Origin of the sequence: Modestobacter sp. VKM Ac-2979 (assembly GCF_026967995.1) — a bacterium.
In the GTDB taxonomy this organism is placed as follows: domain Bacteria; phylum Actinomycetota; class Actinomycetes; order Mycobacteriales; family Geodermatophilaceae; genus Modestobacter.
The window spans coordinates 368,356-392,463 of sequence record NZ_JAPVBO010000003.1 but is presented as its reverse complement, the minus strand read 5'-3'; the positions used below and the strand labels follow the sequence as shown (position 1 = coordinate 392,463).

Annotated in this window: 24 protein-coding genes; 15 read left to right on the top strand and 9 right to left on the bottom strand. The window is 74.6% G+C overall.

All coding sequences use genetic code 11. The features are described from left to right. Positions 1 to 243: 243 nt before the first annotated feature. Genes O2W15_RS10705 through O2W15_RS10695 form a run of 3 tightly spaced genes read left to right on the top strand, consistent with a single transcriptional unit; the run spans position 244 to position 3,819 of the window. A complete protein-coding gene (locus O2W15_RS10705) occupies positions 244 to 1,245 on the top strand; it encodes a sugar ABC transporter substrate-binding protein (RefSeq protein ID WP_269179403.1) in 1,002 nt (333 codons plus the stop codon). Position 1,246: 1 nt separating this feature from the next. Further along, a complete protein-coding gene (locus O2W15_RS10700) occupies positions 1,247 to 2,746 on the top strand; it encodes a sugar ABC transporter ATP-binding protein (RefSeq protein ID WP_269179402.1) in 1,500 nt (499 codons plus the stop codon). After that, positions 2,746 to 3,819, top strand: a complete 1,074-nt coding sequence (locus tag O2W15_RS10695) for an ABC transporter permease (protein WP_269179401.1) — start codon at positions 2,746 to 2,748, stop codon at positions 3,817 to 3,819. Before O2W15_RS10700 ends, O2W15_RS10695 begins: the two co-directional genes overlap by 1 nt. A 42-nt stretch (positions 3,820 to 3,861) precedes the next feature. Here O2W15_RS10695 and O2W15_RS10690 read toward each other — a convergent pair whose 3' ends face one another. The 6 genes from O2W15_RS10690 to O2W15_RS10665 form a co-directional block, all read right to left on the bottom strand. Beyond that, positions 3,862 to 4,641 (bottom strand): SDR family NAD(P)-dependent oxidoreductase, encoded by a 780-nt coding sequence (locus O2W15_RS10690; protein ID WP_269179400.1) that lies wholly within the window; start codon positions 4,639 to 4,641, stop codon positions 3,862 to 3,864. Positions 4,642 to 4,659: 18 nt separating this feature from the next. Then, positions 4,660 to 5,478 (bottom strand): SDR family NAD(P)-dependent oxidoreductase, encoded by an 819-nt coding sequence (locus O2W15_RS10685; protein ID WP_269179399.1) that lies wholly within the window; start codon positions 5,476 to 5,478, stop codon positions 4,660 to 4,662. Next, positions 5,475 to 6,293, bottom strand: a complete 819-nt coding sequence (locus tag O2W15_RS10680) for a MoaF C-terminal domain-containing protein (protein WP_269179398.1) — start codon at positions 6,291 to 6,293, stop codon at positions 5,475 to 5,477. The genes O2W15_RS10685 and O2W15_RS10680 overlap by 4 nt, the downstream gene beginning before the upstream one ends. A 52-nt stretch (positions 6,294 to 6,345) precedes the next feature. After that, positions 6,346 to 8,022, bottom strand: coding sequence for an amidohydrolase (locus O2W15_RS10675; protein ID WP_269179397.1), 1,677 nt, complete (start codon positions 8,020 to 8,022; stop codon positions 6,346 to 6,348). Positions 8,023 to 8,225: 203 nt separating this feature from the next. Next, on the bottom strand, positions 8,226 to 9,188 hold the full coding sequence (locus tag O2W15_RS10670; protein WP_269179396.1) for a helix-turn-helix domain-containing protein: 963 nt from the start codon (positions 9,186 to 9,188) through the stop codon (positions 8,226 to 8,228). 101 nt (positions 9,189 to 9,289) lie between these two features. Continuing rightward, the gene (locus O2W15_RS10665) at positions 9,290 to 10,441 is read right to left on the bottom strand and encodes a CaiB/BaiF CoA transferase family protein (RefSeq protein ID WP_269179395.1); all 1,152 of its coding nucleotides are present in this window, start codon (positions 10,439 to 10,441) and stop codon (positions 9,290 to 9,292) included. 154 nt (positions 10,442 to 10,595) lie between these two features. Between O2W15_RS10665 and O2W15_RS10660 the strand changes: the two genes are divergently transcribed. The 11 genes from O2W15_RS10660 (at position 10,596) to O2W15_RS10610 (ending at position 21,109) form a co-directional block, all read left to right on the top strand. Continuing rightward, entirely contained in the window at positions 10,596 to 11,261 is a 666-nt protein-coding gene (locus tag O2W15_RS10660) for a CDP-alcohol phosphatidyltransferase family protein (RefSeq protein WP_269165393.1), read from the top strand. Next, complete coding sequence (locus tag O2W15_RS10655; protein WP_269179394.1) at positions 11,258 to 12,232, top strand: DUF881 domain-containing protein; 975 nt, start codon at positions 11,258 to 11,260, stop codon at positions 12,230 to 12,232. Before O2W15_RS10660 ends, O2W15_RS10655 begins: the two co-directional genes overlap by 4 nt. 3 nt (positions 12,233 to 12,235) lie before the next feature. Further along, positions 12,236 to 12,568, top strand: a complete 333-nt coding sequence (locus O2W15_RS10650; RefSeq protein ID WP_036332584.1) for a small basic family protein — start codon at positions 12,236 to 12,238, stop codon at positions 12,566 to 12,568. After that, positions 12,565 to 13,443 (top strand): DUF881 domain-containing protein, encoded by an 879-nt coding sequence (locus O2W15_RS10645; RefSeq protein ID WP_269179393.1) that lies wholly within the window; start codon positions 12,565 to 12,567, stop codon positions 13,441 to 13,443. Before O2W15_RS10650 ends, O2W15_RS10645 begins: the two co-directional genes overlap by 4 nt. A gap of 112 nt (positions 13,444 to 13,555) precedes the next feature. Further along, positions 13,556 to 13,960 (top strand): glycine cleavage system protein GcvH, encoded by a 405-nt coding sequence (gene gcvH / locus O2W15_RS10640; protein ID WP_036332586.1) that lies wholly within the window; start codon positions 13,556 to 13,558, stop codon positions 13,958 to 13,960. A 302-nt stretch (positions 13,961 to 14,262) separates the two neighbouring features. Next, the gene (gene odhI / locus O2W15_RS10635; protein ID WP_166757210.1) at positions 14,263 to 14,781 is read left to right on the top strand and encodes an oxoglutarate dehydrogenase inhibitor Odhl; all 519 of its coding nucleotides are present in this window, start codon (positions 14,263 to 14,265) and stop codon (positions 14,779 to 14,781) included. Positions 14,782 to 14,824: 43 nt separating this feature from the next. Then, positions 14,825 to 15,601 carry a transcriptional regulator FtsR gene (gene ftsR / locus O2W15_RS10630; protein ID WP_269165396.1) on the top strand — a complete coding sequence of 259 codons (777 nt, stop codon included), beginning with the start codon at positions 14,825 to 14,827 and terminating at the stop codon, positions 15,599 to 15,601. 117 nt (positions 15,602 to 15,718) lie between these two features. After that, positions 15,719 to 16,204 carry a bifunctional nuclease family protein gene (locus O2W15_RS10625; protein ID WP_036332790.1) on the top strand — a complete coding sequence of 162 codons (486 nt, stop codon included), beginning with the start codon at positions 15,719 to 15,721 and terminating at the stop codon, positions 16,202 to 16,204. Between the two features lie 272 nt (positions 16,205 to 16,476). Continuing rightward, positions 16,477 to 17,049 (top strand): MerR family transcriptional regulator, encoded by a 573-nt coding sequence (locus O2W15_RS10620; protein WP_442928876.1) that lies wholly within the window; start codon positions 16,477 to 16,479, stop codon positions 17,047 to 17,049. Between the two features lie 102 nt (positions 17,050 to 17,151). Next, a complete protein-coding gene (gene gcvP, locus O2W15_RS10615) occupies positions 17,152 to 20,166 on the top strand; it encodes an aminomethyl-transferring glycine dehydrogenase (protein ID WP_269179392.1) in 3,015 nt (1,004 codons plus the stop codon). Positions 20,167 to 20,218: 52 nt separating this feature from the next. Continuing rightward, positions 20,219 to 21,109 carry a hypothetical protein gene (locus O2W15_RS10610; protein ID WP_269179391.1) on the top strand — a complete coding sequence of 297 codons (891 nt, stop codon included), beginning with the start codon at positions 20,219 to 20,221 and terminating at the stop codon, positions 21,107 to 21,109. Between the two features lie 10 nt (positions 21,110 to 21,119). Here O2W15_RS10610 and O2W15_RS10605 read toward each other — a convergent pair whose 3' ends face one another. Together O2W15_RS10605 and coaA are read right to left on the bottom strand one after the other, a co-directional pair. Beyond that, on the bottom strand, positions 21,120 to 21,320 hold the full coding sequence (locus O2W15_RS10605; RefSeq protein ID WP_269165399.1) for a DUF5999 family protein: 201 nt from the start codon (positions 21,318 to 21,320) through the stop codon (positions 21,120 to 21,122). A gap of 142 nt (positions 21,321 to 21,462) precedes the next feature. Next, positions 21,463 to 22,425: a type I pantothenate kinase gene (gene coaA / locus O2W15_RS10600; protein WP_269165400.1), complete on the bottom strand. Its 963-nt coding sequence runs from the start codon at positions 22,423 to 22,425 to the stop codon at positions 21,463 to 21,465. A 92-nt stretch (positions 22,426 to 22,517) separates the two neighbouring features. On the opposite strand from coaA, the gene O2W15_RS10595 reads away from it, so the two are divergent. After that, on the top strand, positions 22,518 to 23,348 hold the full coding sequence (locus tag O2W15_RS10595) for a GNAT family N-acetyltransferase (protein WP_269165401.1): 831 nt from the start codon (positions 22,518 to 22,520) through the stop codon (positions 23,346 to 23,348). 61 nt (positions 23,349 to 23,409) lie between these two features. Here the strand turns inward: O2W15_RS10595 and O2W15_RS10590 are convergent, their stop codons facing one another. Beyond that, positions 23,410 to 23,949: a YbhB/YbcL family Raf kinase inhibitor-like protein gene (locus O2W15_RS10590; protein ID WP_269165402.1), complete on the bottom strand. Its 540-nt coding sequence runs from the start codon at positions 23,947 to 23,949 to the stop codon at positions 23,410 to 23,412. Between the last annotated feature and the right edge of the window lie 159 nt (positions 23,950 to 24,108).

The following is a 24,108-nucleotide window of genomic DNA, read 5'->3' as shown; positions in this document are numbered from 1 at the left end:
GGCCTGCTGACCGAGGGGTCCAGGCCGGGCAGCTCGGGCGGGTGCGCGAAACGGCGAGATCGGGTGCACGCGGTGGTCGTCGGCCACCGCGGATCGGACCGAGGGTCTACCGAACAGCTCACCGCCGCCGGGTGATGCCGTCAGCGGAGCTCGCTCCGGTCACCACCCCCGCGGGACCAGTCCCGGGGTGGCCGGGCTCCGTCCGGTCCTGACGCCGTCCCCTCTGCAGAGAACGAGGCCCTCATGTCCGCACGCCGTCATCGAGCCACCGCCGCCGTCGTCGCGCCGCTCGCGGTGACCCTGGCGCTGACCGGTTGCAGCACCACGAGTGAGAGCGGCACCGCCGCGGCCACCTCTGCGGGCGGCGACACCGAGGTCGACACCATCCTCTTCGACTTCCCCTTCACCTCGCTGCCCATCTACTCGGTGCTCAGCCAGCAGATGCAGGACTACGCCGAGGAGCAGGGCGTCACCGTCGAGTTCACCAACGACAACAGCGACCTGTCGACCCAGGTGTCGAACCTGACCACCTACCTCAACAGCGACGTGGACGCGGTGGTGTCCTTCCCGATGGACCCGGCCAGCATCGACTCGATCGCCCAGCAGTACCTGGACGCCGGCAAGTACTGGGTCACCTACGGCGGCGACCTGGAGAACCAGAGCAGCACGCTGCAGTTCAGCTTCACCGAGTCCGGGCGGATGCTCGGGGAGGACGCCGGCCGGTGGGCGCAGGAGAACCTCGGCGAGCCCCCCACGGTGCTGGTGCTGGAGGACCAGCTGACCCAGATCGGGCAGGAGCGGACCAACGGGATCCTCGAGGGACTGCGCAACGCCGCTCCCGATGCCGAGATCGTCGCCCAGCAGCAGGCGGTGACCCCGCAGGAGGCGCTGACGGTCACCAACTCGGTGCTGGCCGCGAACCCCGACGTCGACATGGTGCTGGCGGCCGTCGGTGACGCCGCCCAGGGCGCCTACCAGGCGCTGCTGTCCTCCGGCCGGGCCGCGGACGACCCGGAGACCTACGTCGGCGGGCTCGACGGCAACCTCTCCCTGTTCCAGGCGATGCAGGAGGGCGACTTCGTGCGCGGCGTGGTGACCGTCAAGTCCGAGGACATCGTGAAGGCGACCATCGACATCCCGCTCGCCCTGGGCCGCGGGGAGGAGCCGGAGACCGACGTCCCGGTGTACCTGGTCACCCCGGACAGCCCCGACCTGCAGGAGTACGTCACCGCCTTCGGCGGCTGACATGACCGTCTCCGTCCGTGGCCTCACCAAGAGGTACGGCCCGACCCTGGCGCTCGACGACGTCGACCTGGACATCGCCGCCGGCGAGGTGCACGCCCTGCTCGGGCACAACGGCGCCGGCAAGTCCACGGTGATCAAGTGCCTGGGCGGGGGCACCGCACCCAGCGCCGGGTCGATCACCATCGGTGGGACGACGTACGACGCCCTGGACCCCAGGTCCTCCATCGCCGCGGGGATCGCGGTCATCTACCAGCACCTGAGCCTCATCGACCGGCTCGACGTCACCGAGAACCTCTTCCTCGGTCAGGAGACGACGGCGGCCGGGGTCTTCCTCCGCCGCGCCGACCAGCGGTCACGCGCGGTGCGACTGCTCGAGCGGGTGGGGCTCGACGTCTCGCCGGACACCCCGGTCCGGGAACTCACGATCGGCCAGCGTCAGCTGGTCGAGATCGCGAAGGCGCTGAGCCGGGACGCGCGGCTGCTGGTCTTGGACGAGCCGAGCGCCGCGCTGTCCCCGGTGGAGTCGCGACGGCTGGCCGAGCTCGTGCGACTGCTCAAGGCCGAGGGGATCGCCGTCCTCTACGTGACGCACCTGCTCAACGAGGTCGTCGAGCTGGCCGACCGCACGACGGTGATGCGGGACGGGCGGGTCGTCTGGTCCGCGCCGATGACCGGCGTCGGCAAGGCCGACCTGGTGGCCGCGGTGAGCGGCCGCGCGCACGGCGCGGCGGTGGCGCCCCGGCCGGTGGACGGCGACGCGACCCCGGCACTGGCCGTCGACCGGCTGCGGGCACCGGGCCTGCACGACGTCTCCCTGGCGGTGCAGCCCGGGGAGATCGTCGGCCTCTACGGGTTGGTGGGGTCCGGCCGCTCGCGGCTGCTGGAGACCCTCTTCGGTCGCCGGCCGGCCGCCTCCGGGACGGTCGCCGTGGACGGGCGCCCGGTGCGCGTCCGCCGTCCCGACGACGCCCTCCGCGCCGGCCTCGCACTCGTCCCCGGTGACCGGCTCCGGCAGGGGCTCTTCGGCTCCCTGTCGTCGGGGGAGAACACCGTGCTGCGGGTCATGTCGCTCACCGCACGCGCGGGGTGGCGTCGGCCCCGGGCGGAACAGCAGGTCTTCCGGAGCACCGCCGCCGCGTTCGGCCTGCGCCCGGCCGACCCGGCGGTGCCGGTCTCCCGGCTGTCCGGCGGCAACCAGCAGAAGGTGCTCATCGCCCGCTGGGTCAACGACCGGGCCGGTACCCGGGTCCTCCTGCTGGACGACCCGACCCAGGGCGTCGACGTCGGCGCCCGGGCCGAGATCTACGACGTCCTGCGGCAGGTCGCCGCCGAGCGGGGACTGGCGGTGCTGTTCGCCAGCAACGACCCCGACGAGGTCGTCGCGCTGGCACACCGCTGCCTGGTGATGCGCCAGGGCCGGGTGGTCGACGACCTCGACATGCGCGACACCGACGAAGAGCAGCTGCTCGACCTCATCCACAGCGAGCTGGAGCCCTCCTGATGACGACCGCCCCACCTCCCACCGTCGACGGCGCCGACCGTCGCCCGCCGTCCACCGGTCACGCCGCCGCGGCACCGTCCCCGGTGGCCGCCGCCGCGGGCTGGCTGGTTCAGAACCCGCTGCTGGTGCTGCTCGTGGTGATGGTGGCCGGCGTACAGCTGGCCACCGGGGCGCAACTGGGCTGGGGCAACCTGCGGGGCGTCTTCCTGGACGCGGCGGTCATCGCGATCGTCGCCGCCCCGGTCGCGATGCTGGTGATCGCCGGCTACATCGACCTCTCGGTCGGGTCGACCCTGGCCCTGGGCGGGGTGGTGGCCGGCAAGGTGGCGCAGTCCGGTGGGTCCCCGCTGGTCGCCGTCGGGGCGGCGCTGCTCGCCGGCGCCGCAGTCGGCGTGGTCAACGCGGTGCTGGCGACGGTGTTCGGGCTGTCCTCCTTCATCGTGACCCTGGGCATGCTCACCGCCGTCCGGGGCGTCGCCCAGCTGGTCAGCCCGCTGCCGCTGAGCAACTTCGGAGAGGCCTTCGGCTTCCTGGGCATCGGCAACATCGCCGGGGTCCCGCTGCCGGCGCTGCTGGCCGTCGCCGTGCTCCTGACCGCCGGGGTGTTCCTCACCCGTACGCCGGCCGGGCGGCACGTCTACGCGATCGGGGTGAACCGGGAGGCCGCCTACCTGTGCGGGGTGGACACCCGGCGGATCCGGTTCCTGCTGTTCGTCACCAGCGGCGCCGCGGCCGGGCTGGCCGGCGCGATCACCGTCGCCCGGCTCAACAGCGCCCCGGCCGGCCAGCTCGGCGGCGGCTTCGAGCTGGCGGTGATCACCGCGGTGCTGCTCGGCGGCGTCGCGCTCACCGGCGGCGAGGGCAGCATGGTCGACGTCCTGGTCGGGGTGCTGTTCATGGGGCTGCTCCGCAACGGCCTCACCCTGCTGGGCGTCACCACCTTCTGGCAGAACGTCGCCAGCGGCCTGGCGCTGGTGGCGGCGATCGCCATCGCCGCAGCCACCCACGTCGTCCGCGAGAAGATGCGGGCCCGGGAGGCCCACCGGCTGCACGACGCGGCTCCCGCCGGCTGAAGCGCACCCGGCCGGGGGCGACTGCCCTCGGCCGGGCCCGGGCTACGGGGTGGGGTCGACGGCGAACTCGTACGGCGGGACGGCGGGCCGGGCCAGGTAGCCGAAGTCGGAGACGACCGAGGTGCCGTTGATCGGGGAGCTCACCGGTGAGGCGAGGAACGCGGCGTGCCGGGCCAGGTCCGCCGGCTGCATGACCGGCAGGTCGCTGCCGGCGAACCCGTCGGGGCGGCCCAGGTCGGCCCGCGACATCGGGGTGTCGACGACCCCCGGGCACAGGCAGTTGACGCGCACCTCGGGGTGGTCGACCGACAGCGAGCGGGTGAGCATCAGCACCGCGCCCTTGGAGGTGTTGTAGGCGCTCATCCCCTCGAACGCCACGAGTGCCGCGTCGGAGGCGATCAGCACGATGGTGGCGACCGAGCTGGAGCGCAGCGCGGGGACCGTGTGCTTGGCCAGCAGGAAGTTGCCGCGGACGTTCACCGCCATGACCTGGTCCCAGTCGGCGACGCTCACCTCTGCAGCCGGTGTCCCGGCCGGGCCGGAGATGCCCGCACACCCGAGGACGGTGTCCAGCCGGCCGAACCGGTCGAGGACGGCGGCGACGGCCGTGCGCACGTCGGCCTCGACCGTCACGTCGGCCCGGACGAACAGGGCGTCGTGGCCCCGGTCGCGCAGCAGAGCGGCGACCTCCTCGCCGGCCGGGTCACGGTCGAGGAGGGCGATCTGCGCGCCCTCCTCGGCCAGCGCGTCGGCACACGCCCGCCCGATGCCGGAAGCACCACCGGTGATCAGCGCGACCCGGTCGCGCAGCTGCAGGTCCATGGTCCGGTCCTCCTGTCCTCAGCGGTCGTCGACCGGGCGGTCGTCGACCGACACCCGGGGGTCGAAGGGCACCGTGCCCACGTCCACGGCCACCTGCCCGCCGTCGACCGGGATCACCGCCGCGTTGACGTAGCGGGCCTGGTCCGACAGCAGCCAGGCGATGCACGCGGCGACCTCGTCGGCGCCGGCCGGCCGGCGCGCCGGGACCAGCGAGGTCACCAGCCCGTAGGCGGCGCTGGGGGAGAGGCCGCGCGGACCGCCGAACTCCGCCATCTCCGCGTCGGCCATCTCGGTCGCCGTCCACCCGGGGCACACCACGTTGGCCCGCAGTCCCTGGGGGCCGTAGTCGACGGCCAGGGACTGGGTGAGCGCGGTGGCGGCCGCCTTCGAGGCGGCGTAGACCGACATCTCCGCGCTGGCCCGCAGGCCGGCCACCGAGGCGACGGTGACCACGGCGCCGCGGGAGGCCAGCAGGTGCGGCAACGCGGCCCGGAGCACGTGGTAGAGGCCGCCGACGTTGACCCGCAGCGTCGCCTCGAACGCCTCGGGGGAGACGTCCAGCAGCGCGCCGGGGTGCATCACCCCGGCATTGAGCACCAGGCCGTCGAGTCGACCGAAGTGGTCGACGGTGCGCTGCACGACCCGGGCGGCGTCCGCCGGGTCGGCGACGTCGCCGGCCACGGCGAGCCCGCCGGTCTCCTGGGCCGTCCGCTCCAGCGGTTCCGGCCGGCGACCGCAGACGACGACCCGGGTCCCGGCGCGCGCCAGCGTGCGGGCGGTCGCCGCACCGATGCCGGCGCCGCCGCCGGTGACCAACGCGACCCGGGGAGGGGTCATGGCGTGGTGACCGGCGGTGCCTCGGACAGGGGCTGTGCGTAGGCGCCCATCGTGAGGTCGACCAGCTCACCGCTGAACTGGTCGAGCGCGAACTGGATGCCCACCGAGCGCAGCTGGGTCAGGTCGACCAGCACCATGCCCTCGACGCCCAGCAGCTTCTCCAGCCAGGAGAAGAGGTACACCCCCTCGCGGATCTTCCAGTGCACGCACCGCTCGGTGTCCGCCTCGCCCTGCTCGGCACCGCCCATGCAGACCCAGGTGAAGAGGCGGTCGGTGAGGTAGACGTGGTCGTAGACGTCGTCGCTGCTGTAGCGGTAACGGATCCGCTGGCCGACCAGCTCCGTGGTCGGCTGGTGGGGGTGCGGGTCCGCCGGCCGTCCGTCGATCGTCGCCTGGAACCACTGCTGCCGGGCGCGGTGCGGGTCCGGCTCCAGGCCGAGCTGGGCCAGGGCCCCGGTCGCTGTGCCGTTGGCCAGGTCCAGGGCGAAGGACGCCGCCTCGGGTCGGGGGAGGCCCTGCCACAGCTGGTGCACGTAGAAGAGCTCGTCGGCGAGCTCGAAGGCCTGGTAGGTGGCGGTGCCGCTGCGCTCCGGGCGGTCGCCGACGCGCAGCACCCAGTCGAGCCGGCGGTCCTCGGTGAACCGCTGCTCGAGGGAGAAGGCCTCGCCGCCGTCGGCCAGGGCGCCGGTCAGCGTGATGGTCCGGCCGACCAGGGCGCCGGACACCGGCGGGCGGAACTCGTCGAAGCCCTCGGCCATCTCACTCAGTGGGGTCCAGGACTGCGCGTCCCAGGCGAACTCGCCTCTGCCGCTCACGGTTCTCCTCGTCGTCGTGCTGGTCGGGTCGGTCTCGGCACGGCCGAGTGGGTCACGGGCGGGTGGTCGGCTCGTCGGCGGTGTGCACCAGTCGGCCGGCGAACCAGGTGCGCAGCACCTGGGTGGCGTGCACCTGCGTCGGGTCCACCGCGAAGACGTCACGGTCCAGGACGATGAAGTCCGCGGACCGGCCGGGGGTGAGCCGTCCGGTCACGTCGCCGAGCCCCATCGCCTCGGCCGGGTGCGTGGTGAAGGCGGTGACCGCCTCCTGCACGGTCAGCGCCTGCCCGGGGTTGAGCGTCCCGGGCACCGCGGGGTCGGGGTTGCGGCGGGTGACCATGGCCTCCAGCCCGGTCCACGGGTCGGGGGTGGGCGCGGCGCACGGCCAGTCCGACCCGGCGGCGACCACCGCACCCGAGTCGAGGAAGTCGCGGAACGGCCAGGACGCCGCGACCACCTCCGTGGGCACGTGGGCGGCGATGCTGTCCTGGATCACGCCGGGGAACCAGATGTAGGGGGAGGCGTCGGCGACCACGTCCAGCGCGGCGAACCGGGGCAGGTCGTCGGGGTGCACGTACTCGGCGTGGGCGATCTGGAAGCGCGGCCCGGGCCCGCGGCGGGCGCGCACCTGCTCCACGGCATCGAGCACGAGCCGCACCGAGGCGTCCCCGGTCGCGTGGAACTTCGCGCCCAGGCCCAGGTCGTGGCACCGCTCCACCTCGGCGACCAGGTCGGGCAGGTCGTAGTACAGGTCACCGGTCGTGGCGGGCTCGCCGTGCCGGCACAGGTAGGGCTCCAGCAGCGCCGTCGTGCGGGTCATCGGGACGCCGTCCAGCACGACCTTCACGAAGTCCGGGCGCACCAGCTCGCTGCGCTGGGCCCGGGCCTCGGCGATGAGCTCCCCGCCGACCGCGCCGTCCTCGAGGAACGGGCGCACCGGGAGGGAGGCGACCACCCGCAGCGTCAGCTCACCCTCCGCCTCGAGCTCGCGCAGCGCGGCCAGGGGCCCGCCCATGGTCGCGGCCTCCTGCACGCTGGTGATGCCGTAGGAGTTCAGCACCCGGACCGCGGTGGCCACCGCTTCCCGCATGCGCGCCTGCGGATCGGCGACCGACGCCGCGAAGGCCGACTCGGCCCGGGCGGAGGCCAGCTCGTGCAGCACGCCGGTGAGCCGGCCGGCGTCGTCCCGGACGTAGCGGCCGCCCTCCACGTCCGGGCTGTCCGGGCCCACGTCCATGAGCTCCAACGCCCGCGAGCTGACCCAGCGGTTGTGCATGGTGTCGTCGCGCAGCAGCACCGGCCGCCCGCCGCTGGCCTCGTCGAGGGCCAACCGGTGGCGCTCCTCGGCCAGCTGACCGAGGAGGGTGCTGCCGAGGATGCCGCCGACGACCCAGGCGTCCGGCTCCAGCCGGCCGGCCCACGCCCGCACCTTCGCCAGCACGTCGTCCAGCGAGTCGCTCGGCAGCAGGGGCAGCTCGAACGCCGCCTGGGCGCCGGCCAGGTTCAGGTGCACGTGCCCGTCGACCAGCCCCGGGAGCACCAGCGCGCCGGCCAGGTCGTGCACCTCCGTGTCCGGGCCGCGGTGCCGGGCGACCTCGTCGACCGTCCCGACGTCCAGCAGCAGCCCGTCCCGGACCGCCAGCGCCTCCGCCCACGGGCGCGCCGGGTCCGACGTCCAGACGCGTCCTCCGGTCACGACGAGGTCAGCGGCGAGCGGGGTGGGGGACATCGGGCCTCCGGGTGGACGTGGGCGGGCGGGGGACGCGCGGTGCCCGGGGCCACCGGCGGGGCGGTCGGCCCGCCGAGCGGGGCCCGGCCGGCCGGCGACGGGCTGCGCCGACGCCGGTGAGTCCACGGCAGCGCGGGGGAGGGGCTGAGCCATCCCGTGCACGGCCTGTCGCCATCTCGTGCACAGGACTGGTCGGCACCCGGTCAGGCGGCGGTGCTCTGCCGACGGAGCTGTGCCGGGGACTCGCCGAAGGCCGTGCGGAACTGTCGCGCGAGATGGGTGACGTCGAGGATCCCCCAGCGGGCGGCGATCGACGGCGTGCTCCGGCCGGCGAGCGTCGGGTCGAGCAGGTCGCGGCGGATGCGCTCCAGTCGGCGGCGCCGGATCCACGCGGCGGTGGTGAACCCCTCCTGGGCGCACATCTTGTGCACCTGGCGCACCGAGACGCCGAGGGCCACCGCGATCGACTCGACGCCGAGGTCGGGGTCCCCGAGGTGGGCCAGCGCGTACGTGCGCACCCGGTCGGCCAGGGTCGGCCCGCTGCCCCCGGGCACCTGGGGGAGCCCGGCGTAGACGGCTAGCACCATCGACACGAGGGCATCACCGAGGTGGCAGGCCGCGGGGGAGTCGCCCGAACCGGCGTCCTCGCACCGCGACAGTTCCTCCAGCATCGAGGAGAGCGCGCGAGCGGGGCTGCTCGTCGCCGGGACGGGGACCGCGGTCCGCTCGCTGAACGGTCGGAGGTGCGGGTGCAGCCGGTCCCGCGGCACCGCGACGACGACCGCCTCCCAGTTCGTACCCGCGCTGTCCAGGTGGTACGGCCGGGTCGTCTCGTAGGCCACCAGGTCCCCGGGCCTGGCCTCCCCCCGACGCCCGTCCTGGCTCAGCCGGCTGACGCCGGAGCGCTGCCAGATGAGCTTGAGGAACTCCGGGTCGGTGGAGCTGAGCAGGCGCCCGGTCCGGGAGACCGTGTTGGGGCTGGTGCGCAGCGCGGTGACGAGCAGCCCGTCGGCAGTGGCGCTGCGCAGCCGGCCGTGGAAGGCGACGCCCTCGACCGGCCGCACCCGCACCGGCGCGCAGGCGGAGGACACCGCCGCCTCGAACGTGCCGAGGGCTGCCTCGGCGTCCAGCGGCTCGGCCGTGGGGCTGCGGGGCGTCGTGACCACAGGCTGCCTCGTTCCATTCGGAAAGCGAACGACATGTCCGTTAAGAGGGAACGCTAGGTCATGTGTGACCTGCTGCACAACGACTGACCGGCCACGGACGGTCAGTCGAGGGGAGTCGGGGCCTGGACCACCGTGCCGGCGGCCAGCAGTGCGTCGACGTCGCTGATGCCCCAGTCCGACAGCGCCGCCCGGGTGTGCTCACCGGCGCGGGACGGCGGCCGGTCCAGCGTGGCCGGGGTGCGGGAGAACCGCGGCGCGGGCGCCGGCTGCACGACGCCGTCCCGCTCGACGTAGGTCTGCCGCGCCGCCAGCTGGGGGTGGTCGCGGGCCTCGGCGAAGGAGAGCACCGGGGCCACGCACGCGTCACTGCCGGCGAACACCTCGGCCCATTCGTCGCGGGTCCGCCGGCCGATCGCGTCGGCGAACAGGCCGCGCAGCTCCTCCGGGTCCGCCCCGGCCCGCTCCGGCACGCGGCCGGCCAGGCCGAGCCGGTCGACGAGCTCGGCGTAGAACTGCGGCTCCAGGGCGCCGACCGCGAGGTGCCGGCCGTCGGCGGTCTCGTAGACGTCGTACCAGGGGACGCCGGAGTCCAGCAGGTTGACGCCGCGGGTGTCCTGCCAGACCCCACCGGCCAGCATGCCGGCGATCATGGTCGCCAGGTGCGCGGTGCCGTCGACGATGGCGGCGTCCACCACCTGGCCCCGGCCACTGCCGCGGGCCTCCAGCAGCGCGGCGAGCACCCCCACCACCAGGTACATCGCCCCGCCGCCGAAGTCGCCGACCAGGTTCAGCGGGACCTGCGGCGGCCCGCCCGCCCGCCCGATGGCGTGCAGGACGCCGGTGACCGCGATGTAGCCGAGGTCGTGCCCGGCCGTCGCCGCCAGTGGGCCGTCCTGACCCCAGCCGGTCATCCGGCCGTACACCAGGCGGGGGTTGCGGGCCAGGCACTCCTGCGGCCCGATGCCCAGCCGTTCGGTGACCCCGGGCCGGAAGCCCTCGAGCAGCACGTCCGCGCGCTCGGCGAGGCGCCGGACCAGCTCCGCGCCGTCGGGGTCCTTGAGGTCGACGGCCACCGACCGCCGCCCGCGGGCCAGCAGGTCGTGCTCGGCGGACGGCGTTGGCGGCCTGGCACCGGGACGGTCGATCCGCAGCACGTCGGCGCCGAGGTCGGCGAGGAGCATCGCCGCGAACGGGGCGGGGCCGAGACCGGTGAGCTCGACGACGTGCAGCCCGGCGAGGGGTCCGGTGGTCATCGGAGAACCTGACGGCACCGGGACGCCGGTCGTCAAGGGGCGGGTGCCGACCGGCCGGGTGCCGAGGGTGCCCCGGGCGACCGGCCGGTCGGCGGGGGCACCATGGACGTCGGGCACTAGCCTGACCCGCGGTGGACGGCGAGGTGGAACTGCGATGACGACGGCGGGCGACCGGGCGGCCGACGTCCCTCCGGACGGTCCGGCCAACCGTCGGCGCGTCGTGCCGCGGAACCGGGACGAGCTGGGCGACCGGGTGTGGACGCTGCCCAACCTGCTGTCGGTCGTCCGGCTGCTGGGCGTGCCCCTGTTCCTGTGGCTGCTGCTGGGCCCGCACGCCGACGGCTGGGCCATCGTCGTGCTCGTGGTCTCCGGCGCCACCGACTGGCTCGACGGGAAGCTGGCCCGCGCGCTGGGACAGGCCAGCCGGCTCGGCGCGCTCCTGGACCCGGCCGCCGACCGCCTCTACATCGTCGCGACGCTGATCGCCTTCGTCATCCGGGACGTCGTGCCCCTGTGGGTGGTCGTCGTGCTGCTGGTGCGCGAGGTCGTGCTCGCCACGACCCTGCTGGTGCTCCGGCACGCGGGCTGGCCGCCGCTGCAGGTGCACTACCTCGGCAAGGCCGCGACCTTCCTGCTGCTCTACGCCTTCCCCCTCCTGCTGCTGGCCGACGGCGAGGGGTCGGTGGCCGCGGTGGTCCAGCCGGTCGCCTACGCGCTCACCGTGTGGGGGGCGGCGCTCTACCTGCTCGCGGGGGTCTTCTACGTGGTCCAGGCCGTCCAGCTGCTGTCCGGGCGCCACCCGGCCGGAGTGGAGGCGTGAGCGCGCCCGCACCCGGGCGGCCACGTTCGCTGGGTGCCTCCCTGCTGGACCAGGTGCTGGCCGACACCCTGGACCCGGCCTACGCCCAGGTCGCTGCGGCCCGGGCGGCCCGGGCCGCGGAGGAGGCGGCCGGATCGACGGCGCAGCCCGGCCCGGCCTCCCGCCCGTCGTGGCTGCAGCGGAACCGGGGGCAGCTGCTCGTCGCCGCCGCGCTGCTGCTGGCAGGGCTGCTGGCCGCGGTGACCTACCAGGAGGCGGCGGCCGGCGCGCAGGGGCGTGAGGCGGCCCGGCAGGCGTTGCGCGACGACATCGTCCAGGAGTCCGCGGTCGGCGACGAACTGGCCGCCCAGCTGCAGGAGCTCACCGCCGAGGTCGCCCGGACCCGGCAGCAGGCGCTGGACACCAGCGTGGTCGGGCAGCGCGCGCTGAGCCAGCTCGCGGTGGCCCAACAGGGGGCCGCCGCGGTGGCGGTCGCCGGGCCCGGGCTGCTCGTGACGGTCGGCAACGCCCCGCCGGCGGCGGACAGCGACCCGGTCGGCGGGTCCGACCAGATCGCCCTGGCCGGCCGGGTCCAGGACGGCGACCTCCAGCTGGCGGTGAACGCGCTGTGGGCCTCCGGTGCCGAGGCGATCAGCATCAACGGTCAGCGGGTCGGCCCGACCACCGCCATCCGTCAGGCCGGCGACGCCATCCTGGTCGACTTCCGACCGGTGATGAACCCCTACGAGATCTCCGCGGTCGGCGACCCCGACGACCTGGCCCGCGCCTTCCTGGCCACCCCCGAGGCCAACGACCTGGCCACGCTGACGAAGGACTTCGGTGTGGTCTTCGACTTCGCCCGGGCCGACGACCTCGAGCTGCCGGCCGGCAGCAGCGCGGAGCTGCTGTTCGCCGAGCCGCTCACCGCACCCGAGGAACAGGGTGAGGCAGCGGCGCCCGCCACCCCCGACCCGCCCACCGACGGAGGCTGACGCGTGATCCCGATCCTCGGACTCGCAGTCGGCGTGGTGCTGGGGCTGTTGCTCGACCCCAGCGTCCCGCTCTGGCTGCAGCCCTACCTGCCGATCGCGGTGGTCGCAGCGCTGGACGCGGTGTTCGGCGGGGTGCGGGCGCGCTTCGACCGGATCTTCGACGCCAAGGTCTTCGTCGTCTCCTTCGTCTCCAACGTCGTCGTCGCAGCGCTGATCGTCTTCCTCGGTGACCAGCTCGGGGTGGGCGCGCAACTGTCCACCGCCGTGGTGGTGGTGCTCGGCATCCGCATCTTCGGCAACGCCGCGGCCATCCGTCGGCACCTGTTCCGCGCATGAGCGAGGAGCCGACCGCCGAGCGCCGGTCCGATGCCGGGCCTCCCGGGGCCGACGACCCCGGGACGGGCTCCTCCGCGGCGGGCACCCCCCAGGCGGGCACCCCCGGTGCCGACGGCGTGGGGGAGCAGGAGGCGGCCGGCCCGTCGGACGGGGCGGACGGCGCCGGGGCCACGCCGGTGGCCGGACGACGGCGTCGCGATCCGCTGGCGGCCGTCCTCATCGGCGTGCTCACCCTGCTGCTGGGCTTCGCCTTCGCGGTGCAGGTGCGCAGCACCGACACCGACGCGCAGCTGGCCGGCCTGCGCGAGGAGGACCTCGTCCGCATCCTCGACGACCTCTCCTCCCGGGAGGACCGGCTCCGCCAGGAGATCAACGACCAGCGGACGGCGCTGGCCCAGCTGGGCAGCTCCGACAGCGCCGCGACCGCCGCGCTGGCGGAGGCCGAGGAGCGGGCCGAGGCGCTCGGCATCCTCAACGGCACCGTCGCCGCCCGCGGTCCCGGGCTCGAGGTGGTCATCCGCGACCCCGCCGACCGCGTCACCGCCGGCGTCGTGCTCAACGCCATCCAGGAGCTGCGCGGCGCCGGTGCGGAGACGATGCAGATCGACGGCGTCCGGATCGGCGTGAGCAGCGCCATCACCGGCGAGCCCGGTGCCCTGGAGATCGACGGAGAGCCGGTGGAGGCGCCCTACACGATCCGGGTCATCGGCTCGCCCGAGGACATGGCCACCGCCCTCAGCATCCCGGGCGGGGTCTCCGCGATGGTCAACCAGCGCCGGGGCGACGTGGCCATCACCCCGTCCCAGGACGTCGTGGTGGACGCGTTGCGGCCACTGGACACGCCTCAATACGCTGAGCCGGCCGAGGGGGACTGAGGAAGGACCTCGGTGCCCCCCAGACCTCGCTGGCGCTCGGTCCGGGCCCCTGCACCGAGGCCGCGGCCACCACTGCAGCCACCGAACCGACCCCGATCTCTGGAGATGCCGCATGACCACACCCGATGACCGCCGTTACACCGACCAGCACGAGTGGGCGCTGGTCCAGGGCACCGAGGGTGCCGCGACGGTGGTCCGGGTCGGGATCACCGACCACGCCCAGGACGCGCTGGGGGACATCGTGTTCGTCCAGCTGCCCGAGGTGGGTGCGGAGGTGGCCCCCGGCAACCCGATCGGTGAGGTCGAGTCCACCAAGTCCGTCTCCGACGTCTACTCGCCGGTGGCCGGCGTCGTCTCGGCGGTGAACGAGGCCCTGACCGACGCGCCGGAGACGGTCAACAGCGATCCCTACGGTGCCGGCTGGCTGGTCGAGGTCCAGGTGACCGGGCAGGACGGCGACCCGACCGCGTCGCTGCTGGACGCAGCGGCGTACCAGGCGGTCGTCCAGGGCTCCTGAGCCCGCCCTGACCGGGCCGGATGGATCGGCCCGTCACTCCGCTGGCCCCCCGCCGTCCGGTCGGGGTGGTCGGCGATCACTATCATCACTGCGACGGTCGGCCGTGCGCTCCACGGCGTCCGACCCTCACCCTGTACGTGCGGTTGACCCTCGGGTCGGCCGCTGGTTCCATGACCCCCGGCCCGACCGTGATCCTGCGGTCGGCCGACCTACGACGGGCCGACCGGTCCGTCGTCCGCCGGCCGACCGCGGCCCGTACCACCAGGCCCGCGGCGGTGCCGCCTGCACCGGAGGAGACAGACGTGCTCTGCACTCGATGTGGCCACCAGAACCCAGAGGGCAGCCGCTTCTGCGCGCAGTGCGGGGCGGCGCTGAGCCCCGAGCGGGTCGGCGAGTCGACCAGCATCATCCCCAAGGTCGGCGGTGAGGACTCCGGCGAGCAGGCCGAGGTGTCCGAGTCGACCGCGGACGCGCACGCCGGCGCCGTCGAGTCGCTGCCGGCCGGGTCCGCGCTGCTGGTGGTGAAGCGGGGCCCCAACGCGGGCAGCCGCTTCCTGCTCGACCAGGAGGTCACCACCGCCGGTCGGCACCCCGACAGCGACATCTTCCTCGACGACGTGACGGTCAGCCGCCGGCACGTGGAGTTCCACCGCGAGGGTGGCGGGTTCACCGTCCACGACGTGGGCAGCCTCAACGGCACCTACGTCAACCGCGAGCCGGTCGACGTGGCCTCCCTCGCCGGCGGCGACGAGGTCCAGATCGGCAAGTTCCGCCTGGTCTACCTGACCGGGCCGCGGACGGGCGAGCCGGCCGGCGCATGACCGCCACGTCGTGCACGGAGCGGGCCGAGAGCGGACGCCGGTCATGACTGCGGTGCCCCAGCCCAGCCCCAGCGCTGACCGGGACACCGCCGACGCCCGGGACGCCGCTGACAGCAGGGACGCCGCGGACGCCAGGGACACTGCCGACACCAGGCCCCGGTTCACGATCGGCGAGGTGCTGTCCGCCCTGCGCGGCGACTTCCCGGACGTGACGATCAGCAAGATCCGTTACCTCGAGTCCGAGGAGCTGGTCCACCCGCAGCGGACGCCGTCGGGCTACCGGAAGTTCTCCGTCGCCGACGTCGCCCGACTGCGGTACGTGCTGGCCGCCCAGCGGGACCAGTACCTGCCGTTGCGGGTCATCAAGGAGCACCTGGACGCCCTGGACCGGGGCGAGCCGGTGCCCGGCAGCGGGACCGCCGGCGGCGTGGCCGGCCAGCCGGTCGGGACCGCCCCCCTGCCGGGCCCGGAGTTCGCGGCGGCCGCCGGCCTGACGGAGGCCCAGCTGGCCGACTGCGTCCAGTTCGGACTGCTCAACGCCGACTCCCAGGGCCGGCACCGCGTCACCGACCTGCCCGTGGGCCGCGCCGTCGCCGGCCTGGCCCGGCACGGCATCGAACCGCGGCACCTGCGGGTGTACCGGACGGCGGCGGAGCGGGAGGCCGCCCTGCTCGAGCAGCTGGTGGCCCCGGTGCTGCTGGCGCGCTCCGAGGAGGCGCGCGCCCGGGCCGGTGAGCAGCTCCAGGAGCTGGCCGCGCTGTCGGCCCAACTGCACGGCGGGCTGCTGGAGTCGCGCCTGCGCGAGGTCCTCGGCGGCTGACCCCTGGCGTACCGTTGCGGGGGTGCGGGCACCCGCGGTGCTCCGGTCGGCCGCCCTGCGGTGGACGGTCCGGGAGCGGTGGGTGACCACGGGGAAGTCAGCGGAGGGGAGCCAGACGTGCAGGAGCTCAGAGTCGTCGGCGTCCGGGTGGAGCTGCCCGGCAACCAGCCCATCCTGCTGCTCAAGGAGACCCAGGGGGAGCGGTACCTGCCGATCTGGATCGGCGCGACCGAGGCCGCGGCGATCGCCTTCGAACAGCAGGGCGTCCGGCCGGCCCGGCCGATGACCCACGACCTGCTGCGTGAGGTGGTCACGGCCCTCGGCGCCACGCTGGAGGCGGTCCACATCACCGAGATGCGTGACGGCATCTACCTCGCCGAGCTGCAGTTCGGCGACGAGCGCACGGTGAGCGCCCGCCCGTCCGACGCCGTGGCCCTCGCCGTCCGCACCGGTGCGCCCATCTACGGCGCCGAGGCCCTGCTCGACGAGGTCGGGATCGAGATCCCCGACGAGCAGGAGGACGAGGTGGAGAAGTTCCGCGAGTTCCTGGACAACATCAGCCCCGAGGACTTCGGCGCCGGGTCGGGCTCCGGCGGCAGCTGAGCCGCCGGCTCCCCGGGGCCACCCGCACGGGTGAGTCCAGCGACACGCCGCGTCCCTCGGTTGACCCTGTCCCGGCCCCGGCCTACGGTCAGCGAATCACGTGCGTGGAAGTCCCTGAGCCGCGCCCGTGACCGTTCCCAGCCACAGCACGGGGACGGCCCAGGTGCTGGGTGCCGGAGTCGAGGAGGCGCTGGAGTGAGCGGGCCCGCGATCGACGGCACGAACCCAGCAGCGCCGCGACCGCGGCAGATGAACGCCAGCGAGGAGTGCCCGTGAGCGACCAGGACAACGGTTCACAGGGTCAGCTGTTCAGCGACGCAGCGGTGGGCGTCCCCTCCTACGACGAGATCGACACCGACGTCGTCGGCTACCGCGGCCCGACGGCGTGCGCCGCCGCCGGCATCACCTACCGGCAGCTGGACTACTGGGCGCGCACCGGGCTGGTCGCGCCGTCCGTGCGGACCGCCACCGGGTCGGGCACGCAGCGGCTCTACTCGTTCCGCGACATCCTGGTGCTCAAGGTCGTGAAGCGGCTGCTGGACACCGGCGTCTCGCTGCAGAACATCCGCAAGGCCGTCGACCACCTGCGCACCCGCGGGGTCAAGGACCTCGCCAACATCACGCTGCTCTCCGACGGCGCCACCGTCTACGAGTGCACCTCGGCCGAGGAGGTCGTCGACCTCCTCGCCGGCGGGCAGGGCGTCTTCGGCATCGCGGTCTCCGGCGCCCTCCGGGAGCTCTCCGGGGAGCTCGCCGAACTGCCGGCCGAGCGGCTGGACGGGGGCGGCTCCGTCGCCGACGACGAGCTGTCCGCCCGCCGCCGCCGGCGCGCCGCCTCGGCCTAGGCCACACTCCGCCGGCCCGGCTCGGCCCGGCGCGGACGTGGTCGAGCCGCTCTGGCCTGGACGGCCCCCAGCCGCTGATCGCGCGCTGGTACCGTCCCAGCAGTGGCCGACCGGACTCCTGGTTCTGATCCCGCACCCCTGACCGGGTCGCTCCCCGCGCTCTCCGCGCTGTCGACGAGCGGGTCGTTCGCGGCCCGACACATCGGCCCCCGCCCGGCGGACACCGCCGCGATGCTCGAGGTGCTCGGCCACGCCTCGCTCGCCTCACTGGCCGATGCCTGTGTGCCGGAGGGCGTGCGCGACCGCACCCCGCTGGACCTCCCGGCGGCCGCCGACGAGGCGACGGTGCTGGCGCAGCTGCGGGAGCGGGCGGCGGCCAACGAGGTGTTCACCTCGATGATCGGGCTCGGCTACAGCGACACGATCACCCCGGCGGTCATCCAGCGGAACATCCTGGAGAACCCCGCCTGGTACACCGCCTACACGCCGTACCAGCCGGAGATCAGCCAGGGCCGCCTCGAGGCGCTGATCAACTTCCAGACGATGGTCGCCGACCTCACCGGGCTGCCGGTCGCCGGCGCCTCGATGCTGGACGAGGCCACCGCCGCGGCGGAGGCGATGACGCTGGTGCGCCGGGCCGGGCGGGCGAAGGCCCACTCCGTCTTCGTCGTCGACGCCGACACGCTGCCGCAGACCCTGGCCGTGCTGCGCACCCGCGCGGAGCCGCTGGGCATCGGCCTGCACGTGGCCGACCTCTCCGCCGGCTGGCCCACCGACCTCCCGGAGGCGGGGGCCTTCGGGGTGCTGCTGGCCTACCCGGGCGCCAGCGGCGCGGTCCGGGACCACCGCGAGCTGGCCGCGGCCGCGCACGCGGCCGGTGTCGCCGTCGTGGTCGCCGCCGACCTGCTCGCCCTCACGCTGCTGGAGGCGCCGGGGGAGTGGGGCGCCGACGTCGCCTGCGGCACCACCCAGCGTTTCGGCGTCCCGATGGGCTACGGGGGCCCGCACGCCGGGTACCTGTCGGTGCGCGAGGGCCTGGCCCGTCAGCTCCCCGGCCGGCTGGTGGGGGTCTCGGTCGACGCCGACGGCGACGTGGCCTACCGGCTGGCGCTGCAGACCCGGGAGCAGCACATCCGCCGGGAGAAGGCCACCAGCAACATCTGCACCGCCCAGGTGCTGCTCGCCGTCATGGCCGGCGCCTACGCCGTCTACCACGGGGCCGAGGGGCTCACCGCGATCGCCGCCCGGGTGCACCGCACCGCCCAGGTGCTGGCCGGCTGGCTGCGCGCCGGTGGCCTCACCGTGGTGCACGAGCACTTCTTCGACACCGTCGTCGTCGCGGTGCCCGGCCGGGCCGCCGAGGTGGTGGCGGCCGCGGCCGCCCGCCGGGTGAACCTGCGCCTGGTCGACGACGACGCCGTGGCGATCGCCTGCGACGAGACGACGACGCCCGCCGTCCTGCGGCTGGTCGCCGAGGCGTTCGGGGTGGGCACGGACGACGCGGGCCTGGACGACGCCGGGGCCGACGCGCTCCCGGCCGAGCTGCGCCGGCGCAGCCCGTTCCTCAGCCACCCGGTCTTCGCCGAGCACCGTTCGGAGACGGCGATGCTGCGCTACCTGCGTCGGCTGTCGGACAAGGACCTGGCGCTGGACCGCACGATGATCCCGCTGGGCTCGTGCACCATGAAGCTCAACGCCGCCACCGAGATGGCTGCGATCACCTGGCCGGAGTTCGCCGGCCTGCACCCCTTCGCACCGGTCGAGCAGGCCCGCGGGTACGCCCAGCTGATCCAGGAGCTGTGCGACGGGCTCGCCGAGGTCACCGGGTACGCCGCGGTCAGCGTGCAGCCCAACGCCGGGTCGCAGGGGGAGTTCGCCGGCCTGATGGCCATCCGCGCGTACCACCACAGCCGCGGTGACGCCGAGCGGGACGTGTGCCTCATCCCGTCCTCCGCGCACGGCACCAACGCGGCCAGCGCCGTCATGGCCGGCATGCGGGTGGTCGTGGTGGCCTGTGACGAGGCCGGCAACGTCGACCTCGCCGACCTGCGGGCCAAGGTGGACACCCACGCCGAGCGGCTCGCCGCGATCATGATCACCTACCCGTCCACCCACGGGGTGTTCGAGGTCGAGGTGCAGGAGATCTGCGCGGCGGTGCACGACGCCGGCGGTCAGGTCTACGTCGACGGCGCGAACCTCAACGCCCTGGTCGGGCTGGCCAAGCCGGGCCGGTTCGGCTCCGACGTCAGCCACCTCAACCTGCACAAGACCTTCTGCATCCCGCACGGCGGCGGTGGCCCCGGCGTGGGGCCGATCGGCGTCCGGGAGCACCTGGTGCCCTTCCTGCCCGGCCACCCGCTGGTGGAGACCGGGGGCAGCGGCCCGGCGATCTCCGGTGCCCCGTGGGGCTCGGCGGGGATCCTGCCGATCTCGTGGGCCTACCTGCGGCTGATGGGCCCCGACGGGCTCCTCCAGGCCACCGAGCAGGCGATCCTGGCGGCCAACTACGTCGCCGAGCGGCTGCGGCCGCACTACCCGGTGCTCTACACCGGTGCCACCGGCCTGGTGGCGCACGAGTGCATCCTGGACATCCGGCCGCTCACCAAGGCCACCGGTGTGACCAACGACGACATCGCCAAGCGGCTGATCGACCTGGGCTTCCACGCGCCGACGATGAGCTTCCCGGTGGCCGGCACGCTGATGGTCGAGCCGACCGAGAGCGAGGACAAGGCCGAGCTGGACCGGTTCGTCGAGGCGATGGTGCACATCCGCGGGGAGATCGAGCAGGTCGCCACCGGCGAGTACGGCCGGGAGGACAACCCGCTGCGCAACGCCCCGCACACGCTGAAGATGCTGGCGGGGGAGTGGGACCGCCCGTACTCGCGCGAGGCGGCCGTGTACCCGGTCCGGGGGCTGGTCGGGCGCGGCTACCTGGCGCCGGTGCGGCGCATCGACGGGGCCTACGGCGACCGGAACCTTGTCTGCTCCTGCCCGTCGCCGGAGGCGTTCGAGGAGCCCGCGGTGCCGCACCCGCCGGTGGCGACCGAGCCTTCCCGCGCCGACGGGGCCCCCGATGACCTGGGGACGGTGCAGGACGTGGTGGGCGCCCGGTCCTGACACGCCGGGAAGGGGTCGACGGCGGGGCCCGGAAGGTGCACCATCCCCGTGCATGGGGACCCTGGTGCGTCGGTCGTCGGTCGGTGTGGTAATGCTCGCCGGGACGGCGGTGCTGACCTCCTGTGCGAGCCAGCTGGGCGCCGCCGGTCCCACCGCGGTCAGCGAGGCGGCCGCGACCGACAGCGTCGCTCCGGCCGCCGCGGAGGAGCTGGCCGGCGCACTGCTGCCGGAGTCCGCGTTCGGTCCGGACGCCACGGTGCTCCAGCTCCCGTCGGAGTGGGTCGGCCCCTGGTCGGGGTCGTGGGCCGGGCCGTGGTCGGGTGACGGGTCGTGGGGCGACCACCGCGGCTGGGGCGGCCACCACGGCTGGGCCGGCAACGGCTGGGGCGGCCACCACTGGTGGGGCGACGCGGACGGCACCGACGAGGACGGCACCGACGAGGACGGCACCGACGAGGACGGCACCGACGAGGACGGCACGGTGATGGAGCCGACGGTCGAGCCGGCCGCCTGCGCCGATGCGCTGGCCGCCCTGCCGGCCCTCGAGGACGAGGAGATGCCGGCGGTCGCGGCCCAGGTGGCCGCCACCGATCAGCAGCGCACCTTCCAGGTGGTCGCCGAGGGGCCGGCCGTCGAGGGGCTGGAGCTGCCGGTCGACGAGCTCGTCCAGGCCTGCGCGGACGCGACCGTCGACGCGCCCTGGGGGATGCAGGTCGAGATCGGCCTGTCGGCCCTCGACGTACCGGAGCGTGGGGACTCCGCCGCCGCGCTGGCGGTCACGATGACCCACTCGGTCGGCACGGTCTCGATGCTGGTCGGCGTGGTCACCGACGGCCCACGCGCGGTCATGCTGAGCCAGACCGGCACCGCGGACGCTGCCCTGGACCAGGCCGCGTTCACCACGCTGCTCACCCAGGCCGCCGACGCCGCCGGCCTGGACTGAGCCGACCCGATCAGGCCGCGGAGGCGCCGGCCAGGGCCCAGGGGCGGGTCAGCACGACCTGACCGTCCGGGAGGAGTTCGCCGTCGTCGTCGAACACGATCACGCCGTTGCACAGCAGCGTCCACCCCTGTTCGGGACGGCGGCTCAGCGGCGCGGCCAGCACGCGGCCGTCCGCGGCGGGCGGGGGACAGGTCGAGGGGTGCGAGCACATCGGGGTCCACTCCAGGGGAAGCGAGGCAGGGTGCGGCCGCGGCGCTGCGGTCAGCCGAGTGTGCGCCGCGTCACTCCCGACGGGCGGGGACGCGACCTCACGACGTCGGCGGGCGTGCTCGGCACTTCCTGACAGCGGACGCTCAGAGCTTGCGCAGCAGCACCCGTCGCACGGAGTGGTCGGCGGCCTTCTGCAGCACCAGGCGCGCCCGGGACCGGGTGGGGGCGATGTTGAGCCGCAGGTTCGGCTCGTTGACCGCCTCCCAGATCCCCCGGGCCGTCGTCGTGGCCTGCTCGTCGGTGAGGTCGGCGAAGCGGTGGAAGTACGCGTCGGAGTCCTGGAAGGCCGTGCGGCGCAGCGCGAGGAAGCGCTCCACGTACCACTGGGAGATGTCGTGCTCGGTGGCGTCGACGTAGACGGAGAAGTCGAAGAAGTCCGAGAGGAAGACCTCGGGCACCCGGCCGTCGTTGCGGGCGCCGGCCTGCAGCACGTTGAGCCCCTCCAGCACCAGCACGTCGGGGGAGTCCACGACCTGCCGCTGGTCGGGGAGGACGTCGTAGGACTGGTGGGAGTACAGCGGGGCGCTGACCTCCGGCTTGCCGGACTTCACGTCGGCCAGGAAGCGCAGCAGCGCCCGCCGGTCGTAGCTCTCCGGGAACCCCTTGCGGCCGAGCAGGCCGCGGGACTCCAGGACGGCGTTGGGCAGCAGGAAGCCGTCGGTGGTGACCAGGTCGACCCGCGGGGTGTCCGGGGCGGCGGCCAGCAGCGCCTGCAGCAGCCGCGCGGTGGTGCTCTTGCCGACGGCGACGCTGCCGGCCACGGCGATGACGAACGGGACCTTCGCGGTGCGCGCACCGAGGAACTGGGTCTGGGCGGCCCACAGCCGCCGGCTGGCGGTGACGTGCAGGTGCATCAGCCGGGCCAGGGGCAGGTAGACCGTGGAGACCTCGTCCAGGTCGATCCGGTCGCCCAGGGTGGCCAGCTGCCGGACGTCGGCGTCGTCCAGGGGCAGCTCACCGCCGGCGGCCAGCGCCCGCCACGACTGTCGGTCGAACGCGGTGAAGGGCGAGACCTGCGCACGCGTTCCGGCCGTCACGGCGCCCATGGTGCCGTCTGCCTGCCGGGCGCCCCCCGACCGGGTGGGTCGGGGACGGCTGCCGACCGGACCTGCACCGCCGGGCGGCTAGGGTCCGGGGCGTGTCGTCGCCCGGGCTGCTCGACCGGATCGAGCGCTACTTCGCCCTCGCCCCGCTGCCCGACGCCCGGGTGCACTCCGTGGGTGCACTCCAGGTGCCGATCGGTCCGCCGGAGTGGCCGCACCCGGCCCGGCCGCGGCCCGGCTTCGAGGGCGAGGTCGCGGTGGACGACGTCCGGGCCGCGATAGCCCTGCAGGAGCGGGCCGGCCTGCCGGCGTCGCTGGAGTGGCTCGGCGACCGCTGCCGCGGCCTGGCCACGGTGGCGCGGGCAGCGGGGCTGGTGGTCGACGAGCTGCCGCTGCTGGTGGCCGACGACCCGGTCGAGGTCCTGCTGCCCAGCGAGGTGCGGCTCTACCTGGTGGGCGCCGACGACCCGCAGCTGGGCCTGTACCAGCGGCTGGCCGCGCTGGCGTTCGCCACGCCCGCCGGCGCACCGGCGGCGGACGCACCCCGGGAGACCCCGGAGGTGGCCCGGGACGACCCCGGCCCGGCCGCCGTGCCGCCGACCGAGGTGCTGCGCGACCGGGTCGCGTCAGGCTCGACGGTGATGATGGTGGCCGTCGAGGACGGCGAGCCGGTCGCCATCGGCTCGCACCAGCCGGTGCTGGTCGACGGCACCGAGATCAGCGAGGTCGTCGGCGTGGCCACCCTGCCCCGGTTCCGTGGCCGCGGGCTGGGGGCCGGGCTCACCTCGGCCCTGGTCGAGCACGCCCGGCAGACGGCCGACCTGGTCTTCCTCTCCGCCGGCGACGACGACGTGGCCCGGGTCTACGAGCGGGCGGGCTTCGCCCGGGTGGCCACCAGCTGCGTGGCAGAGCGTCCGTCCGGCTGAGCCGCGGAGCGGCCGTCCGGCTGGGGCGGTCGGACACCCGCCGCCCCAGCCGGACGACGGGTCACTGCACCTCGTACGTCGCGACCAGGGTGGCCCGGGCGAGGGTGTGGCTGAACAGGTTGAACCCCAGGTAGGCCGGGCTCGCCTCGGCCGGCACGCCCAGGTCGTCGGTGTCCAGTGCGTGGACGACGACGAAGTACCGGTGCCGGCCGTGCCCGGCCGGCGGGGCTGCCCCGACGTAGCCGGCGAACCCGGCGTCGTTGCGCAGCTGCACCGCGCCGTCCGGCAGCCCGCCGTCCGCGGCACCGCTCGGGAGCTCGGTCACCGAGGCCGGGAGGCCGGCGACCGCCCAGTGCCAGAAGCCGCTGGCGGTCGGGGCGTCGGGGTCGTACACGGTGACCGCGAAGCCGCGGGTCCCGTCCGGGAAGCCGGACCAGCTCAGCTGCGGTGACCGGTCCTCACCTCCGGGCACGCCCATCTTCCCGCTGACGTGCGGCTGCGGCATCGGCTCGCCGTCGGTGAGGTCGGCGCTGGTCACCTGGAAGGCAGGCACGGGGGGCAGGAACTCGTAGGGGTCGGGTGGGGTCGGTCGACCGGCCATGCCGGGTCCTCCTCGGGTCGTCGGGCTCCCCGGCAGTCCCGCCGGCGAGCGGGGGCGTGGTGCCCGCCGCCGACCCTAGGCAGCCGCGCCCGCCGACGCCCAGCGAGCGCCTCGGTCGGACGATGGACCGTTATCCCCAACGACGACGCGGCACGAGCC

Coding starts and splice junctions, on each gene's coding strand:
- O2W15_RS10645 (WP_269179393.1), top strand. CDS start 12,565: ATGAGCGAGGAGCCGACCGCCGAGCGCCGGTCCGATGCCGGGCCTCCC.
- O2W15_RS10695 (WP_269179401.1), top strand. CDS start 2,746: ATGACGACCGCCCCACCTCCCACCGTCGACGGCGCCGACCGTCGCCCG.
- O2W15_RS10605 (WP_269165399.1), bottom strand. CDS start 21,320: ATGTGCTCGCACCCCTCGACCTGTCCCCCGCCCGCCGCGGACGGCCGC.
- O2W15_RS10665 (WP_269179395.1), bottom strand. CDS start 10,441: ATGACCACCGGACCCCTCGCCGGGCTGCACGTCGTCGAGCTCACCGGT.
- coaA (WP_269165400.1), bottom strand. CDS start 22,425: ATGGGCGCCGTGACGGCCGGAACGCGTGCGCAGGTCTCGCCCTTCACC.
- ftsR (WP_269165396.1), top strand. CDS start 14,825: ATGACTGCGGTGCCCCAGCCCAGCCCCAGCGCTGACCGGGACACCGCC.
- O2W15_RS10590 (WP_269165402.1), bottom strand. CDS start 23,949: ATGGCCGGTCGACCGACCCCACCCGACCCCTACGAGTTCCTGCCCCCC.
- O2W15_RS10705 (WP_269179403.1), top strand. CDS start 244: ATGTCCGCACGCCGTCATCGAGCCACCGCCGCCGTCGTCGCGCCGCTC.
- gcvH (WP_036332586.1), top strand. CDS start 13,556: ATGACCACACCCGATGACCGCCGTTACACCGACCAGCACGAGTGGGCG.
- O2W15_RS10660 (WP_269165393.1), top strand. CDS start 10,596: ATGACGACGGCGGGCGACCGGGCGGCCGACGTCCCTCCGGACGGTCCG.
- O2W15_RS10685 (WP_269179399.1), bottom strand. CDS start 5,478: ATGACCCCTCCCCGGGTCGCGTTGGTCACCGGCGGCGGCGCCGGCATC.
- O2W15_RS10690 (WP_269179400.1), bottom strand. CDS start 4,641: ATGGACCTGCAGCTGCGCGACCGGGTCGCGCTGATCACCGGTGGTGCT.
- O2W15_RS10610 (WP_269179391.1), top strand. CDS start 20,219: ATGGGGACCCTGGTGCGTCGGTCGTCGGTCGGTGTGGTAATGCTCGCC.
- O2W15_RS10675 (WP_269179397.1), bottom strand. CDS start 8,022: ATGTCCCCCACCCCGCTCGCCGCTGACCTCGTCGTGACCGGAGGACGC.
- O2W15_RS10700 (WP_269179402.1), top strand. CDS start 1,247: ATGACCGTCTCCGTCCGTGGCCTCACCAAGAGGTACGGCCCGACCCTG.